This is a genomic window from Nitrospirota bacterium (assembly GCA_015233895.1).
Lineage (GTDB): Bacteria > Nitrospirota > Thermodesulfovibrionia > Thermodesulfovibrionales > Magnetobacteriaceae > Magnetomonas.
Genome location: JADFXG010000008.1, coordinates 105,078 through 122,601, shown reverse-complemented (window position 1 = coordinate 122,601; position 17,524 = coordinate 105,078). Strand labels below are relative to the sequence as shown.

The 17,524-nt window shown below is 41.4% G+C and carries 13 protein-coding genes, 1 tRNA gene and 2 pseudogenes; 6 read left to right on the top strand and 10 right to left on the bottom strand.

Features of this window, described 5'->3' with window-relative positions; translation table 11 throughout:
- Positions 1-2: 2 nt before the first annotated feature.
- The 6 genes and pseudogenes from proB to HQK88_07925 all read right to left on the bottom strand — a co-directional run bounded on the left by proB (position 3) and on the right by HQK88_07925 (position 3,540).
- A complete protein-coding gene (gene proB, locus HQK88_07950; protein ID MBF0616734.1) occupies positions 3-1,103 on the bottom strand; it encodes a glutamate 5-kinase in 1,101 nt (366 codons plus the stop codon).
- 48 nt (positions 1,104-1,151) lie between these two features.
- Complete coding sequence (locus HQK88_07945) at positions 1,152-2,270, bottom strand: sigma-54-dependent Fis family transcriptional regulator (GenBank protein ID MBF0616733.1); 1,119 nt, start codon at positions 2,268-2,270, stop codon at positions 1,152-1,154.
- Positions 2,271-2,540: 270 nt separating this feature from the next.
- Positions 2,541-2,639 (bottom strand): annotated as a pseudogene (locus HQK88_07940) (helix-turn-helix domain-containing protein).
- Between the two features lie 148 nt (positions 2,640-2,787).
- Positions 2,788-2,889: a hypothetical protein gene (locus HQK88_07935; protein ID MBF0616732.1), complete on the bottom strand. Its 102-nt coding sequence runs from the start codon at positions 2,887-2,889 to the stop codon at positions 2,788-2,790.
- A 24-nt stretch (positions 2,890-2,913) separates the two neighbouring features.
- Complete coding sequence (locus HQK88_07930; protein MBF0616731.1) at positions 2,914-3,186, bottom strand: hypothetical protein; 273 nt, start codon at positions 3,184-3,186, stop codon at positions 2,914-2,916.
- 39 nt (positions 3,187-3,225) lie between these two features.
- The gene (locus HQK88_07925; protein ID MBF0616730.1) at positions 3,226-3,540 is read right to left on the bottom strand and encodes a hypothetical protein; all 315 of its coding nucleotides are present in this window, start codon (positions 3,538-3,540) and stop codon (positions 3,226-3,228) included.
- Positions 3,541-3,761: 221 nt separating this feature from the next.
- Here HQK88_07925 and HQK88_07920 point away from each other — a divergent pair, with 221 nt between their 5' ends.
- Complete coding sequence (locus tag HQK88_07920) at positions 3,762-4,187, top strand: SoxR reducing system RseC family protein (GenBank protein ID MBF0616729.1); 426 nt, start codon at positions 3,762-3,764, stop codon at positions 4,185-4,187.
- A gap of 40 nt (positions 4,188-4,227) precedes the next feature.
- Complete coding sequence (gene fusA / locus HQK88_07915; protein ID MBF0616728.1) at positions 4,228-6,318, top strand: elongation factor G; 2,091 nt, start codon at positions 4,228-4,230, stop codon at positions 6,316-6,318.
- Between the two features lie 63 nt (positions 6,319-6,381).
- Here fusA and HQK88_07910 read toward each other — a convergent pair whose 3' ends face one another.
- Entirely contained in the window at positions 6,382-7,920 is a 1,539-nt protein-coding gene (locus tag HQK88_07910) for a PAS domain-containing protein (protein ID MBF0616727.1), read from the bottom strand.
- A gap of 216 nt (positions 7,921-8,136) precedes the next feature.
- Here HQK88_07910 and HQK88_07905 point away from each other — a divergent pair, with 216 nt between their 5' ends.
- Both HQK88_07905 and HQK88_07900 read left to right on the top strand, forming a co-directional pair.
- Positions 8,137-9,984 carry a PBP1A family penicillin-binding protein gene (locus HQK88_07905; GenBank protein ID MBF0616726.1) on the top strand — a complete coding sequence of 616 codons (1,848 nt, stop codon included), beginning with the start codon at positions 8,137-8,139 and terminating at the stop codon, positions 9,982-9,984.
- Positions 9,968-11,332, top strand: coding sequence for a beta-lactamase family protein (locus HQK88_07900; protein MBF0616725.1), 1,365 nt, complete (start codon positions 9,968-9,970; stop codon positions 11,330-11,332). The genes HQK88_07905 and HQK88_07900 overlap by 17 nt, the downstream gene beginning before the upstream one ends.
- Positions 11,333-11,776: 444 nt before the next feature.
- On the opposite strand, the gene HQK88_07895 is transcribed toward HQK88_07900, so the two are convergent.
- Complete coding sequence (locus HQK88_07895) at positions 11,777-12,172, bottom strand: hypothetical protein (protein ID MBF0616724.1); 396 nt, start codon at positions 12,170-12,172, stop codon at positions 11,777-11,779.
- Positions 12,169-12,713: pseudogene (locus HQK88_07890) on the bottom strand (hypothetical protein). The gene HQK88_07895 and the pseudogene HQK88_07890 overlap by 4 nt, the downstream one beginning before the upstream one ends.
- Before the next feature lie 73 nt (positions 12,714-12,786).
- On the opposite strand from HQK88_07890, the gene HQK88_07885 reads away from it, so the two are divergent.
- Positions 12,787-15,885 (top strand): tetratricopeptide repeat protein, encoded by a 3,099-nt coding sequence (locus HQK88_07885; GenBank protein ID MBF0616723.1) that lies wholly within the window; start codon positions 12,787-12,789, stop codon positions 15,883-15,885.
- A 189-nt stretch (positions 15,886-16,074) separates the two neighbouring features.
- On the opposite strand, the gene HQK88_07880 is transcribed toward HQK88_07885, so the two are convergent.
- A tRNA-Pro gene (locus HQK88_07880) sits at positions 16,075-16,148 on the bottom strand.
- A gap of 342 nt (positions 16,149-16,490) precedes the next feature.
- On the opposite strand from HQK88_07880, the gene HQK88_07875 reads away from it, so the two are divergent.
- The gene (locus tag HQK88_07875) at positions 16,491-17,522 is read left to right on the top strand and encodes an energy-coupling factor ABC transporter permease (protein ID MBF0616722.1); all 1,032 of its coding nucleotides are present in this window, start codon (positions 16,491-16,493) and stop codon (positions 17,520-17,522) included.
- The last annotated feature ends 2 nt before the right edge of the window (positions 17,523-17,524 follow it).

Sequence of the window (17,524 nt, the reverse complement as noted above, 5' to 3'; positions counted from 1 at the left end):
ATCTATAACAACGTCAAATTGTTTCTATGGATAATCTCGTCAGAGTATTTATAACCAAGTATGCTCTCGATTTCTGAGGTCTTATGCCCTGCAATGCGCACAAGCTCGGAGCTCCCGTAGTTAACTATCCCTTTAGCAATCTTCTTTCCGTCAAGTGTGATACAGAAAATGGCATCGCCGCGTTCAAAGTTACCTTCAATTGACCTGACACCAGAGGGCAGAAGGCTTTTTCCGTTACTGACAACGGCATCCGTTGCTCCGTCATCAAGACAGACACTGCCGCGGGTATGAAGATAGGAGGCTATCCAGCTTTTCCGTGCGCCATGTTTCCTCTGCTTTGCGGCAAATGTAGTACCAAAGGCAGTGCTTCCTCTTAGGACATTCGTAAGCTGCCCGGACTTCTTTCCGTTTATAATGGTTACAGGAATACCGTGAGCGGTGGCAATTTTAGCGGCCTTGATTTTAGAATACATTCCGCCTGTGCCGGATATTGTGCCGGCTCCACCTGCCAGTGCTTCTATTTCATCGGTTATCTCAGCTACGTTACTAATTAACCTTGCTTTGCTGGTTTTCCTTGGGTCGGCAGTATATAGGCCGTCCACATCGGAAAGTATTATGAGTTTTGAGGCATTAAGCAGACTTGCAACAAGGGCTGCCAACATATCATTGTCACCAAATTTAAGCTCCTCTACCGATACCGTGTCATTTTCATTTATAATCGGGATTACCTTTAAAGAAAGAAGTGTGTTAAGGGTATTTCCGGCATTAATAAACCGTTTTCTGTCAGAAAAAACATCTCTTGTAAGGAGTACCTGAGCTACTTTCTTGTCAAATACGCCAAATGCCTTCTCATACGCCCACACAAGAGAGCTCTGGCCAACTGCGGCAACAGCCTGCTTTAAATTTATATCGTGGATATGTCCAGCTATCGAAAGTTTATATCGCCCGGCAGCTACAGCACCCGACGATACTACAACCAAATCGTAGCCCTCATCGTGTGCTGCCGAAATGTCCCACGCAAGTTGCCCTATGGTTTTTTCATTTAGCCCCTTTGCAGAGGCTAAAATGTTACTTCCTATCTTTACCACTATAGTTTCCGGCATCCCGTAATTATACCTTAACTGACGGGAATTCAGAAACCATACAAAAGCCTATATATTATGTTCTTTTATCTTATTGAGCAGTGTTTTGTAGTCAATTGCGAGGTATCTTGAGACCTTGCTCTTATTGCCCTTAAATCTTTCAAGGAGCTCCCGGATGATGTTTGTTTCGTAGGTGGCTACGACCCCTGATATTACATCCTTTAGTCTGAGCGGGCCATCCTGAGGGAGTGAGTATGGCTGTTTTAGAAACATTATGTGTTCTATGGTAATCATATCAGGTGCGGCTTTAAGCACGGCGTTTTTAGCAATGCTCTTTACCTCTGCAATGTTCCCGGGCCACTCGTGAGTGTCCAGCAACCTGTAGGCCTCATTGGAAACAATCGGCACGTCTATTTTAAGGCCAGCACATGTGTTTGCCAAAAAGTGGTCAAACAAAATCTTTATATCTGCTGCCCTGTCCTTAAGTGGCGGAGCAGGCAAAAAGAAATCACTTAGCCTGTACAGCAAGTCCTCTGTCACGTTGTCGGAATTAGCAACACTTTTAATGTCTTTGCTTACGGAGGTTATGAGGCGAATATTCAGGGGTTCCGGTTCAACCCCTCCTACAGGCAAATACTTGTGGTTGTCTATGGCTATCACGAGTTTTTCCAAAAGCCACACAGGCATATTTAAAAAATCTTTGACATATAAAGTTCCGTTGTTTGCCTTACTTAAAAGACCTGTCTTTTGCTCACTGCCTGCTGATGCTGCTTGTCCAAACAGAAAACTCTCCATATCATCTGGTGCAATCGCCTTTGTGTCAAACTCAGCAAAAACACCGTCTGTACGCTCACTTAAAAAATGGATCATCCTTGCCATCAGAGTCTTACCGCAGCCCGGCAATCCGTGGATTAGCACCTTGTAATTGGTCTTTGCAACTCCTTTTAAGTCGTTAAGAATTTGTTTCATCGTGTCATCACGGGTGAGGAAAGCTAAAGTGCTTTCGGTACTCTTGTCCAAAACCGAATATGAAACCACCTCTCCGTATGGCTGCTGTTTTAAACTTAGTTTTGATGGGGATTTTGCTGCTGACTGGTTGTACTGGCTGGAAACTTGCTCCGATAACCTCTTCCTGCCGCGTTTTGACTTTACTGGTTGTAATTCATCTGTGTTTTCTTTTTTGTCCATAAACGAACAAAGCTCCATTAGTTATTAGATTTTAAGACACTGTCACGTGACATCTCCTTGCCACTGAATTAACAGTGTTTATATGCAACCTTGTCCCTCGCCGAATCATGCGGTAGTGTATCACAGATGATTCATAAAATCAATATGTTGAAGAAAATTATCTGATTTATCTGTGTTAAAAAATTTTTTGTAAAACTTGACAACGGGGTACACTTTAGCCCCTCCTCTCCATACTGGTCGTCATGGGGTTATACCCCATACCCCATTTGTGTAGCTGTCACGGCTATAACCAAATACCTTACACGCCCTTGATACATTGCCGAGTTCCTGTGCAAGGTTCAGTATCCCTAACTTGTTCTGAATAACCATCTTCTTTATAATGGAGTTATTTTAACCTGTTGTCCGATTAATTTGTAACTATTGCAATTAAAGACAGGTAAATCAAAAATTTTCCTTAATTGGAAAATACTCCTTCTCAGTTCTGAGGATTTCGCAACGGTCTCAACCCAGTATCAAATCATTTAGGCTCGGTAGGGTACTTTGCATTTTCCCATTCGTTCCATCCGCCTTTGAGCGCATATACTTTAGTGTAACCGAGTTTTAACAACTCTTGTGCCAAACTGGCACTTGTCGCTTCATTGTGTCAGGTACAATAAAGCACCAGAGTTTTGTCCTTTGGATATTTTTGCGACCATTGACCAAACAGAGCTGGATTTTCCCTGACTGCCCCTTTTATCTTCATTTTGCTGTTATTATATGCACCCTGTACGCGTACATCTATTACAACAACATCGGGAGAGCCTAACTTTGCTTTAAGCTCATCAATTGTAAGTCTTGGTGCATCCTCACCATAGGCCGGAACTATAACCATCATAGCATAAGCTATAAAAAAGAAAACTAAAACCCACTTTTTCATAAGTCCCTCCTTTGTTAAATCAAACTTTTGGCTGATATGTTATTTTTTCACAATAGATTTGATATACGCTACAATATCTTTCATCTGCTGGGAATCTTTTTGTAATGCTGTACCAGCCAGTGGTCCTGTTATACAACCGTTAACAATATCCTCAAGCCGCGTTGAATTTGTAGTTTCAGGTTTAATGCCTTTACCGGCAGGATGACAGGAATTACAGCTTTTCCCGGTACTGCCTCCACCTAATTTTGTGTCATTAAACAGAGCTTTTCCGTTTCCAATATTTTGTGCATACAAAAGTGTGGAAAACATTAGCACCACAAAACTTAACAGAAACACAACCCGAAATCTCTTCATACATACCTCCTTTTCTTAAATTATACCACATCGCTCTGTGATATACGCTTTTAGAGAAATTTACTTATTATTACACAAATGGAATTGTAAATCAATCCAGTACGCAGCAGGGACAGTAAAACACAGAGCAAGGCCACTAAAAAACACGAAATTTCATTACCCGCTTAATTTTACAAAGAATCTATTTTTTATAAAGAAAAGATTATGTTAAAATCGTAGTCATGGACGAAACAGGGGTTGTTAAGGCAGTAAGAGGGCATATTGCGATTGTTGAGGTGCAAAAAACTAACGCATGCCATGAGTGCCCGCAAAGCGGCGAGTGCAGCACTAATGATAATGTTGTGGAGCTTGAGGCGCTTAATGAGGCTCAGGCCAAAGCAGGGCAACGCGTGCTTATTGTTATGAGGCGCTTCACCTATATGAAGGGGACATTTCTGGTTTATGGCTTTCCTGCTCTTGCACTGATACTTGGGGCAGTTTTTGGAAAATATTTTTTATCCCAATTTTTTAACGGAGTATCATCCGAACTAATCTCTGCGATAACGGGGCTTGGCGCTTTTGCCGTGCTTTTTTTCATAGCAAGCCTGATATCACGAAAAATGGAGAAGACGACAGAGAACAAACCAGTCGTTACAAAAATACTTTAAAGCAGATAAACATATTATATCAAGCATAAAGGGGGACACAATGGGAAACACCGAAGTGGGAAAAATTCGTAACATAGCATTGGCAGGACACAGCGGCTCAGGTAAGACAACCCTCACGGAGGCACTTCTGCTAAGTGCCGGAGTTATTGGCAGAATGGGAACTGTGGCAGATGGAAACACGGTCAGTGATTTTGATCCTGAGGAGATAGAGCGTAAGGCCTCTATAACGTCAGCCGTGGCAACATTTGACTATTCAGGGCATAAGATAAACGTGATGGACACGCCGGGGTTTATAAATTTCATAGAGGATGCAAGGGGATGTTTAAGGGTAACAGATTGTGCCCTGATAGTAATAGGGGCCGAAAGCGGTGTAAAAGCCGAAACACAAAAAATCTGGAACTATATCACTGAGTTTGAAACACCGGCAATGGTTTTTATTAATGAGATAGACAGGGAAAATGCTAATTTTTTCACAGCATTGCAACAGGCTCAGGATGCTTTTTCAATAGATCCGCTTCCTGTAATACTACCCATCGGAGAGGGTTTATCATTTAAGGGATATGTGGATTTACTCAAAATGAAGGCTTACACACTAAGTGGTACAAATTATGAGGAGACGGCAATCCCAGCCGATATGTCAGACAAGGTGTCGGAGTACAGGAAAAAACTGGTGGAGGTAGTGGCAGAGGCTGATGATGCGTTGCTTGAGAAATACCTTGAAACCGGTGAGCTTACAGCAGATGAGGTGCTAAATGGTGTAAAGGACGGCGTCAACAGACGGTGTTTCCTTCCTGTGCTCTGTGGTTCGGCAGAGAAAAATCTCTGCATAAAGGTGCTTCTTGACTCAATTCTGTTCTGTGTTCCGTCTCCTTCTGACAGAGTGAAGTATAAACCCATAACCGCTAAAAACCTGAAAGATAACTCCGACATAATCCTTAAACCGGAGAGTGCCGAGCATCCAGCCGCCTACGTTTTAAAAACCGTAGCAGACCCATATGCAGGAAAACTTACGATTTTCAGGGTTTTTTCCGGCACAATCAGGCCTGATACCACTATCTTTAACTCATCAAAGGGTGTAAAGGAGAGAATCGGCCAGGTATCGTATATGCTTGGTAAAAAGCAGACGCCTGCTCAAGTGTTGGGGCCAGGTGAAATCGGAGTTGTTGCAAAACTAAAAGAAACCGGCACTGGGGATACTCTTTGCGGTGAAACTACGCAGATAAAGCTGCCTGAGGTGAAGTTTGCCGAGCCCATTATATCGTATGCAATAGAGCCAAAAACCAAAGGAGATGAGGAAAAGGTCAGCTCCGGACTTCACAGGATTTTGGATGAAGACCCCACGCTACGGTTTCACCGTGAGGATGAGACAAATGAGATGATAATCTCCGGCATGGGACAGGTTCATATAGAGATAACTCTGCATAAACTTAAGAGAAAGTTCGGAGTAGAGGTTGAGATGAAAACCCCTACGATTGCATATCGTGAGACAATTACGGCACGTGCCAAAGCACAGGGCAAGTACAAAAAGCAGTCCGGAGGCCGTGGGCAGTACGGAGACTGCTGGATAGAGATTGAGCCGCTTCCGCGTGGCACCGGATTTGAGTACGTAGATAAAATTGTTGGCGGCTCAGTGCCAAGACAGTACATTCCGGCTGTGGAAAAAGGCATCGTAGAAAAACTAAAAGGCGGTATTATTGCAAGCTACCCGATGGTTGATGTCCGTGTAACCATATTTGACGGCAGCTATCATGCTGTGGATTCCTCTGAAATGGCCTTTAAGATAGCAGGCTCCTTTGCCATTAAAAAGGCGGTTGCAGAGGCCCATCCGATAATTCTTGAGCCTGTCATGAAAATGGAGGCAATATGTCCGGAGGAAAACCTTGGAGCCGTAATAGGCGACTTAAACTCTAAGCGCGGTAAAGTGCAGGGGATGGATTCAAGCCCAGGTGCCAACCAAAAAATTACGGCCCTGGTCCCAATGTCTGAGATGCTGACCTACGCTAACCAACTTCACAGTATAACCTCAGGACGGGGCCTTTACACAATGGAGTTTTCACACTACGAGGAACTTCCTAACCATCTGGCTCAAAAAATAATCAGCGAAAGAAAGAAAAAAGACGAAGAGGAATAGATCTGAATTGAAGCCATAAGGTAATTTAATTTAAGGGAAGGACTCTGTCCTTCCCTTAAATTATCACAGATTTATCCTGAACTCCGCACCGCCTTCTATATTTATGCACGTGATAGTGCCTCCCATACTCTCAATTATGGCTTTGCTCATGTACAAGCCGATGCCTGTGCCTTTATCATCGGGTTTTGTTGTGAAATAAGGCTCAAAAATATTGTCAATTATATCTTTAGGAATACCGCCTCCATTGTCGCTTATAGTAATTAGCACCTTATCATTGTCCTTTGAAAGTTGAATATGTATATTCCCATTTTTATCTTCGCTCATAAGTTTTTTTTCCCACATTAAACATATAGCATCTCTTGAATTGTTTATCAGGTTCAATATGACATGCTTGAACTCATTCGGCTGTCCTGTTGTTGTAAATTTATCCGAATGGTTATCTTTGTCGAATGTGATAACTATATTGGATTTACTTAATATATATTTGAACATAAACAATATATCTTCTATTGCATCTTTTATGTCAAATTCTATTGCAACTTTTGAAGGTTTAAGAAAATTCCTGAAATCATTAACGGTTTTTGTCATAAAACTGATTTGTTCTAAAATCCCGGTTACTGTGTCTTTTATATATTCCTGATTAATCTCTCCGTATTCATAAGCATCGGGCATCCCCTGTGCTATTAGTGATACTATGTTTAACGGTTGTTTCCATTGATGAGTTATTGCGCCTATCATCTCACCCATGGCTGCCATCTTAGACTGTTGAATTAACAGTTGTCTCTCCTGTTCTCTCAAAGTCACCTCCACCTTAATCTTCTGCTCAAGCATTTTATTAAGATTGCTGATTTCCTCCTCCCGTAACATTCTTGCTGTGACATCTTTGGATACGTGAACAAACTTATCTGCTATGCCCTCTTCATTTGTAATCGGATACACTGTAACCTCGACAAAAGAGCGTGTATCTTCATTGACATAATGGACATGGCTAACAGTTACAGACTCTCCTGTTTTATAAAATTCGTCTATCGGACACGGATCATCAGGCGGTGTACAGGGCACATCGCTATGATGCGTCACTTCATAACAGTGCATTCCAACTACTTTATTCAGCTCACATTTCCGATGTTCCACAACAGCGTTGTTTGCCCATAATATCTCACAATCTTTAGTAATAAGAAAAATCTCCTCAGTGATTCCATTTGCAACTGTCTCCATTAACTGCTTTGTTAGTTTTAATTCATTGATGAGAAGTTCTTTTTCAGAGAGGGATTTATTTACTTTAGCATGGGATTTTTTTAAGGTAAGAAAGATTGGTGCAATTTTGGAAACTCCAACAAGCGTAAAAAATGATATAACAATACCAATTACTTCAAAGATAACCGGGGTCATTACTCCGTCACTGAACAAAAACATGTAGAGATTTTCTAATCGTCTGATAATCATAAGAGAAATGGCCATAGAAATAAAAATCCAGGCGGTGCGGTTTTCCGTTATTTTTATCAATCTTAAAGTCATAACTACTGCAACAGTTTGAATCACAACTGAAAGCAGTGATATTACCAAAGATGTCATTTCGCTATTTAGTAGCGTGTTAGCCATAAAATGCCTCCGCTCATTTTAAATATTATTCAGTGACTTCATTATACCATTGTAAAGCAATATACCACCTTCTGTCTAAAAGAACAGCTTTTAGCATAACGCCTGAGGATTTTCACTGTCAACTTTATTTACGTACACAATCAGATATTTTGCGCTATTTGATTTTTTTATCTGCTTGCTGTTACTCTTTACAAGGGAGTTCTATAAAACTTGAGGATGGTTGAAAAGAGAGCAGCACGGCGAATACCTCGAAAAGAGCCTGCAACGCCTCAAAAAAAGCGAGGAAAAGTTCCCTTTATTTTAGGTTTTGCAATTATGGTTATAGCTCTGTCGCTGGGATTTGGTGGCGGATTTTTGTTTTGGACTCTTTCTGATTTACCTAAAATTAAGATGCTTGAAGAGTACACTCCTCTTGAGACATCTCTTGTTTACTCGGCAGATAATGAGCTTTTGGCAGAGCTTTTCATAGAACGGCGAACCTTTGTTCCCTACTATAAGATTCCTGACCATGTAAAGAAGGCATTCATTGCAGTGGAGGATGCCAGGTTCTATAAGCACAAGGGAATAGATTTTGTCAGAATTTTTGGAGCAATGTATGAAGACATTAAGGCTAAATCCTTCGTACAGGGCGGTAGCACCATAACCCAACAGCTGGCCAAAATGTTATTTTTAAAGCCTGAAAGGTCACTTGAGAGAAAGCTTAAGGAGGCAACCCTTTCCCTGCAAATAGAGCGCCACTATACAAAAGATGAAATAATAGGGCTATACTTAAACCAGACATACTTTGGCACACGTGCTTACGGCATAGAGGCGGCATCTTATACTTATTTTGGCAAAAGCACTTCAGATCTGAACATTGCTGAGGCAGCTCTTTTGGCTGCCATGCCAAAAGCTCCAACCACGTATTCACCGTTTAAAAATCCACAAAAAGCCCTGCAGAGAAGAAATTTTGTCCTTAAGCGAATGCTTTCTGTTGGCTTTATAACCGATGCTCAGTGTGAAAAAGCTATGAAAGCACCGCTTCCTTTAAACGTACACACAAGGCGATACAATGCCCCGTACTTTATAGATTATATAAAAAATGAGCTTGAGGACGAATACGGAGAAAGACTCTACACTGCTGGAATAAGAATTTACACGACACTGGATTACCGTCTGCAAAAGATAGCGGAAAAAGCTGTTTTGTATGGAGTAAATAATTTAGCCAAACGGAAACGAAAAAATGTTCAGGTGGCGCTCCTTGCTGTAGATACCCAAACCGGAGCAATTAAGGCCATGGTAGGAGGCACGGATTTCTGGGAGACACAGTTTAACAGGGTGACACAGGCCATAAGACAGCCCGGGTCTTCTTTTAAACCGGTCGTCTATCTGACAGCCCTTAACGAGGGATATACCCCTGAGAGCACTCTCATGGACGCGGAGATAAGTTTTACCGGCAGCAGCAAGGCTGACATCTGGGTACCTCACAACTACAGCCATGAATATAACGGAGAGGTTACGATGCGCTTTGCCATTGCGCATTCATTGAATGCTGCCACTGTGTATCTTGCCGATAAGGTTGGCATCAAGAAAGTTATAGCAACAGCTAAAATGCTTGGCATTAAAAATCCTGTGCAACCCTATATGCCGTCTGCTCTTGGCGCCTCAGACCTGACTCTGTTAGAGTTGACATATGCCTATGCTGCCTTTAGCAGCGGAAACCGTTATACACCATATTCCATAGTAAAGATTACCAACAAAAACGGCGTACCTCTTCAGGAGATGAAAATATCTTATAAAAATGTAATAGATGAGGGAGTAGGCTCAGAGCTAAAAGAACTTCTCAGAGCGGTAATAACTGAGGGTACCGGAAACGCTGCTATGGCATTAAATAAGACTGTATATGGTAAAACCGGCACGACAGACAGTTTTGCAGATGCCTGGTTTATGGGGTTTGACGACCGGCTGGCAGTGGGTGTATGGGTAGGCCGCGATGACCACAAACCTATCGGAAGCAGAGAGACCGGCGCTCAGGCCGCTTTGCCAATTTGGATGGAGTTTATGAAAAATGCTGATTACCAATAATAAAAATCTGCACAGATCTTTGTTGTTGTATATTCTAATAGCGGTTTTTGTTTCGACTTTGCTTGTGCCGTCAGATGTACAGGCACGCGTTAAACACCGTAAGCACAGCAGAAGTAAAAGTCATGTCGGCAGACACCACAAGAAAAAGCGGGCTGCAAGGGTAATAGTTGAGAAAATTGATGTTAGCTCTGTGGTTGGCATAGAAGGTTATGAGACATGGTTGTCGGAGCAAATGAGTAAATATGGTGTTACCGGGGCCTCGGTGGCAGTAGCGAAAAACGGCCAGGTCGTGTATGCAAAGGGTTTTGGGTATGCCAACAGGTATGCAAATGAGCCGGTAACTTCTAAAACGCTCTTTAGAGTGGCAAGTGTGTCAAAGGCTGTAACGGCAGTAAGCATTATGAAACTCTGTGAGGACGGTAAATTAAGTTTACAGGACAAAGTGTTCAGAGTGCTTAATGATTTTACTCCACTAAACTACAGCACATCTTCTGACCCCAGAATTTACGATATAACAGTGCAGCAGCTTTTACAGATGTCCGGCGGGTGGAACAGAAAAAGAAGCGGAGACCCGGTAAACTACCCTCATGCTGTAATAGCAGCTAAACTTGCCGGTAAAAGACCGCCTGCTGATATTGACACTACAGTGAGTTATTGGATGGGTAAACCGCTGGATTTTGATCCGGGCACTGACTATGCGTACTCAAACATCGGTTATGTAATCCTTGGCAAGATAATAGAGAGAGTGTCCGGAATGCCTTACGAAAAATATGTTAAGTCTGAAATTTTAAACCCAATGGGAATAATAGCGATGCGATTGGGTAAAACATTACAAAAAGACAGAGCGGAGGGTGAAACACTGTATTATCCAACTGCCGGGCAAAAACTCAAACCGAGTATTTTTGTAGGAGAGTACGGGCTTGTCTCTGAGGAATACGGGGCGGAGTTTGCCCTTGAGACACACAGCGCTGACGGAGCCTGGATTGCCTCAGCCTCAGACCTTGTGAAATTTATAACAACAGTAGCCGGAGACAATCCGGCAGTTTCTCCGCCAATATCACAGACATCATTAAGACTGATGCTGTCACGCCCTGCACTCTCGCATTGGAATAATAAAGCCGAGTATTTTGGCATGGGTTGGAATGTGGAGGAGGGTGGTGCATCATGTAAAAGTTTATGGTACAGAAGTGGTTCACTCCCCGGTACTTTAGCTTATGTGGGAAGGCGCGAGGATGCCGTAGCGGTTGCTTTGATTGTAAACTCCCGTCCTAAGAACTGGCACAGATTTAACCAAATCTCCCGGGCGGCGCTTTGGCGGGCTGTAGATACGGAAAAAATGTGGCAATAGGTAGTGGTAAACTGCTACTTTATATAGTAGTGTGTCAATTATACAACGATGTGTGCCTTTTTTGACACTTTATTTAAAGTTCTAAATTTATAACTGTACTTTTATCGCTGTATTTTGCTATAATTATATATGGCATGTGATTTGCTATTTATAACTTGAGGGAAGCAACAGGATGTTTGAATGTTATACTATTTATACCGAGTTTTAGAGGGAATATGTTTAACGAAGAAGTAAGTAATACTGAAGTTTGGTGCCAGAACAAAGGCTGTTTTATGACATGGGAATGTTGCCTTGGCAGGCAACGAAAGAAGGGTTACGATTGTTTTTGGTGCGGTTACTATGCCAGTGAACTGGCGAGTTAACTAAAGAACTACCAGCAAACATACCTTTTTAAAATCCGCAGTAGTAGAAGGATATTGTTGTCATTACTGTTTACAGATTATATTATGCAGCCCTTCCTAAAATTGAAAAGTGGTGTTTGGAGGGGGCCAGTATTTTTGCATGAAGGTCATGACGTTTTTGGGGATTGATTTGTTCGAGTAGGTCTCTCAACTCCTGAGCTATTTCCTCTGGTGGGTTGCCAAATAATGCAAACAATATCAAACTTTCAGCCTCACTAAACTTATTACATTCTATAGCAAGAGATGCTGCACTCCGGTGTAGAACCGATCTTGTTGGCTCTATTACAGTATTCCTGACAAGTTCAGATGCTTTCTTTTCAAGGGAAAAAGCTTTCTCTATTAATTCCTTAGCTCTCCATGCCTCCCCCTTTAGCTTCAGCACATAAGCCTCCTCTGCATAATCCATTGCCTGCCTATGACACTTATTAATTTCGTTCATATAGTTCCTAAAACATGAGACAAAGGCTTACTAAATTCCACTAATATAATATATCCTGGCAGAGATATCTTAGATTTGTCAACTTGTGACCGTTTCTCTTTTATTCTTTCTTTAATTATACTACTGTTACCTCTTCGTATTCCTGAGACCTCAAGGCGTGCATTATTTTCAAAAGGATATTCCTGATTTTTTTCCCAAGCCAATAGTCAAACCTTGTACCTTTCATGGATCGTTCAATAACTGTATATTCTGTAAGTTCAAGAATAAGTAAAAAGGCAATGCCATATGCGCCATACTCTGTTGTCACCTCTTGATCATTATAACAACGTAACATTTGATCTGTTACATTTATAAAATGGACTTGAAAAGTTTCATTAAAATCTCCGCAGATATACAACTCAATATCGTTTTTATGTCCTGCATCGTTTAGACACACGGCTACAGTTTCTGACAACATAGCGCCGAACCCAGGGGTAATGCCAGGAATATAGGTATCTTCTGCTAATTTAGTTGCAACAAGCATTTTAGCTTTTTTCTCCATTGCACTATCAGATTTTTATAATACCTAACATTAATAAATAAATCTACTATCAATTTTCACTGTTAATCTCTGAATGAAGAAGCTTGACAACGATGAAAATATCGCTTCAAATATTCCTTTTATGTTATTATCAGTGGTGCATATTACTGTGGAAATAAAATCGGTATCATCTAAAAACAACAGAGATATTCTGTTTAATGGCTATCCATCTCATAGTGTTAACGAAACAAGCATTCAAGCTGCGCTTGAGTCTTTGAAATTAAATCACTGGGCAGATGATGAAAAAGAAGGCGCAAGACTGGGGAAAACACTCTTTGACATCGTTAACGGTACAGGTGGGACATTAGCCTCAAAAATTACCGAGGCCTCAAATACTGACGACATTCTGAATATATACTTGAAACTTCCCGATGAGCTGAATAATTTACCGTTTGAGCTAATCAATAACGGCGGATTTCTGCTCCTCACCCACAGAATCAATATTTTAAGACTGGTTATAGAACGTGGAAAAGACAAAAAACGAAAACCCAACAACACCCCTCTAAAACTCCTCTTTATGGCCTCTTCTCCTCATGGGACAGAGCCAGTTCTTGATTATGAAAAAGAAGAAGAACTGATACTTCAAAAAATGAACCATATTCCAATAGATATGAGTGTCGAGGACTCCGGTTCAATTGATGGTTTGTACGATACTTTATATGAAATTGACGGTAGCGACATAGTCCATATTTGTGGTCATGCCGATATTGATAAAGGTAAAAATCCTGTGTTTTGTATGGAAGATGAAACAGGAAATCCCGATATGGTGACACATGAGAGACTTTGGGAAAAGCTGGAGAGTTTTAAGCCAAAGATGCTATTTCTATCAGGATGTTGGACGGGCAAGGGAGACGGCTCCGGCCAGTCTTTTGCATGTAAGATGGTACAGTCCGGAATTCCCATAGTGCTTGGCTGGGGGCTGCCGGTTTATGATTTTAGTGCAACGCGAATGGGAGCGGAGCTCTATAAAACAATCGCAGAGGGCAAGGGTATAGCAGATAGCATTATAAAAACCAGACAATTATATAAGGAAAAATATCACTCGTGGCACATACTGAGGGCATTTACGGATGAAAGCCCGCTTGAGCCAATAGTGACTGCTGGACAGAAGTTAAAATACTTATCTCACCGAAAGTTGGTTTATAAGTATTTGGGAGATTCACAGGTTAAGGCGCTTGAGACCGGATTTGTCGGCAGAAGGCGATACGTTCAGCATGGAATTAATATTTTGAAAGGAAAAGTGCACGATAAGTTTGGGCTGCTTATCCGGGGTGTGGCAGGGGTTGGGAAAAGCACCCTCTCCGGTAAGCTCATCGAGCGGTTTAAAGACAGGGAGTTAATCGTATTTCATGGTGAGTTTAGTAAAGTTGATATACTTACAAAGATCAGGGATTTGGTAGAAAGAAAACGAAATAAAATCAGCATAGATATTTTAAAAACCGATATGGGTTATGACGAGCAAATAAAAGAGTTAATGGCAACTGTATTTAACCAAATTCCCGTAATCTTTTTGTTTGACGATTTTGAACAGGTGCTTGAGCGTTCAGTTAATGACGAGTTTCATATAACGCGTGATGCACTTGACGCTATAAGGCCGCTCTTGTACTCTCTTGGTTGGGCGGAGCATGTTACCAACATAGTAATCACAAGCCGGTATGACTTCAAACTTGAATTTGAAGGAAAGCGCCTCAATGAAAAGCTATACGATATGCCGCTAATGTCCTTTACCGGTGCGGATTTAAAGAAAAAGACCGACAGCCTTGAAAACATTGCTAATAGCAAAAACTCAGACTTATACATAGAATATGGCCACGGTAATCCCAGGCTTCTTGAGTGGCTGGATATAATTGCTAAGGACGAAAGCAAATATGACATTATAGAGCTTGAGACACAGTTAAAAGGCAAAAACGAGGATTTTGTCAGAGACTATCTTTTAGATTTAATAACCGAAACTGAGGGTGAAGAGTTTAAGGTCTTCTTAAACAAATCTGCCGTCTTTAGAACACCGGTTGGTGAAGATGCTTTCGTTACGTATGGTGATAACGCGCTGTTGGAAAAAGGTGTAACGCTCACATTGATGGAAAAAGAGCAGAACGCTCAAAATAAATCTTACTATTGGGTAACTCCTGTGATACGAGACATGATGTGGGCTAAGCTCACTGATACTGAAAAGTTTCAAATGCACAATACTGCGTATGGTTGGTATGATGGCGAAGTTAAAAAAAGTGAGCAAAACGATATAAAACCTGACCCAAAGTATTTGGAGGAGGCGTTATACCACGCCATAAAAACCGATAATATTTTCAGCGCTTGTAAACATGCAGTTCTTTTAGGAAAACACATGAGAGACTTGTTGCTCTTCAGAGAAACACGCTCTATGCAGAATGAAATAGCAGACAAAATTGACGATACGGTTATTAAAAGAGCGATAGAAGCAAAAGATGGCAATGTTGCTAATTTGTTGAATGAATATGGATTTATTTTGGTCGAACTCGGTGAATCAGAAAAAGCTATTAAGTATTACGATAAGGCTTTAAGTATTGATTTGGATGTGTATGGTGAAAGCCATCCAAATGTTGCTTCAATGTATAACAATCTAGGATTGGCATGGTGTAACCTTAAAAAATATGAGAAAGCTATAGAATATTGCGAAAAGGCTCTAACTATTGACTTGAAGATTTATGGTGATAACCATCAGAGTGTTGCTACAGGTTATAACAATCTGGGAGAAGCATGGCGTAATCTTTGGAAATTTGATAAATCTATCTGGTATTTAGAGAAGGCTTTAAATATTGATTTGGGAATTTCTGGTGAAAACCATCCACATGTTGCTAAAGAGTATAACAATCTGGGAATGGCATGGAACGGTCTTGGGAAATATGAGAAAGCTATTGTGTATTTTGAGAAGGCGTTAAGTATTAACTTAAAAGTTTATGGTGAAAACCATCCTGATGTTGCTACAAGGTATAACAATCTGGGTTTGGCATGGGACAAACTTGGGGAATATGATAAAGCTATCGGGTATTACGAGAAAACTTTAAAAATACTGTCAATATTTTATGATGACAGCCATCCGTATATTCAAGCTACGAAGATGAGTCTTTTTATGGCAACAATGAGAATTAGCGAGTAAAGGAACTTTTAAAAAGGATTAGTCCGCAGATGATGCCTGGGGGAAACACCCCAACCCGCTGAGGAAAAAAACAATCTGCGAAAATCTGCGAAATCTGCGGATAAGATTCTTTTTCTGTATATTCTATTTCATGTTGGCTTGTATCTTCTATCTTATCTTTAGGTATGAAGCGCATATTTAGCAAATTAATCGGGGCGACTGGATTCGAACCAGCGACCACACGGTCCCGAACCGTGTACGCTACCAAACTGCGCTACGCCCCGATTGCTAACCATATCCTACATGTTTCCGGTAAGCATTGTCAACTTTTTTGATAATTTAGCCTCTTGACAATCATTACTAATTAAATGCTACTATAATTTAGTAAAGGTTGTAATACCAAGTTGCATTCAGAAGTATAACGAGGCGGCGAGGAAAAAGCGACACAGACGTACTTTTTCGTACGTCGAGGAGCTTTGACAAAGCCAACAAAGTTAGACGATAGAAGGCGATTTGGTATAATAAGCCATGAAGGCTTAGAAGTGGATAGAACACCACTCTTATGCCGTCATGGCTTTTTTGTTTTTGACTAAGTTTAACTTATTGATTAAGGGGGTTTTGCTTTTATGCACATGTCCGATGCCTTACTATCGCCGGAGGTTGGCGTCTCTTTTTGCGCCGCTACGGCTGGCGTGATAGCCTATAGCGCCTATAAACTTAAAACCAACACGGAGGATAAATTAGTCCCGTTAATGGGCGTTCTCGGAGCTTTTGTCTTTGCCATGCAGATGATTAATTTCACTATACCATTTACCGGCTCAAGCGGACATTTTGTAGGTGGACTTCTCCTTTCTATTTTATTGGGGCCATATGCCGGGGTGATTACAATTGCCTCGGTGCTTTTAGTGCAGGCACTGTTTTTTGCCGACGGTGGGATTTTGGCGCTTGGCGCTAACATCTGGAACATGGGCGTCTATTCATGCTTTATCGCGTATCCAATATACAAGCTGATCGCACACGGCAGCAATTCGTCAAAGAGATTGTTTTTTGCCGCCGTTACCGCCTCCGTAATAGGATTACAGGCCGGAGCTATCTCTGTAGTCCTTCAGACATGTCTATCCGGGCGCACCGAGTTGCCTTTTAGTACATTTGCGCTCTTTATGCTGCCCATACACCTTGGCATAGGAATAGTTGAGGGCGCTGTCACGGCAGGAATCATTAGCTATGTTAAAAAAGAGCGCCCTGAGCTGCTTACCCTTTCTCATCACAGCGCCAGTAGTTATTCGTTTAAAAAAATCGCCATAACATTCCTTCTGACTGCTTTTATAATCGGCGGAGTGGTTTCGTGGTTTGCCTCAGAAAATCCTGACGGGCTTCAGTGGAGTATCAGCAAGATTACAGGAAAAACTGAGCTTCCCACACTGATAAACAGTAAACTTCACACTTTTACCAAAGAACTCCAGAAAAAGAAAACAGCAATATTACCGGATTATAACTTTGAAACGCAAAAGCCTGATACTTCCAAGCCCAATCAGGAAAATAGTGGCAAGTGGCTTAACGCCGGTAAATCATTGTCCGGGATAGTTGGCTCGCTTATGGTTTTAGCATTGTGTTTGACTCTCAGCTTTGGAATACGCTCCATAAGAAAAAGGTATTAGAG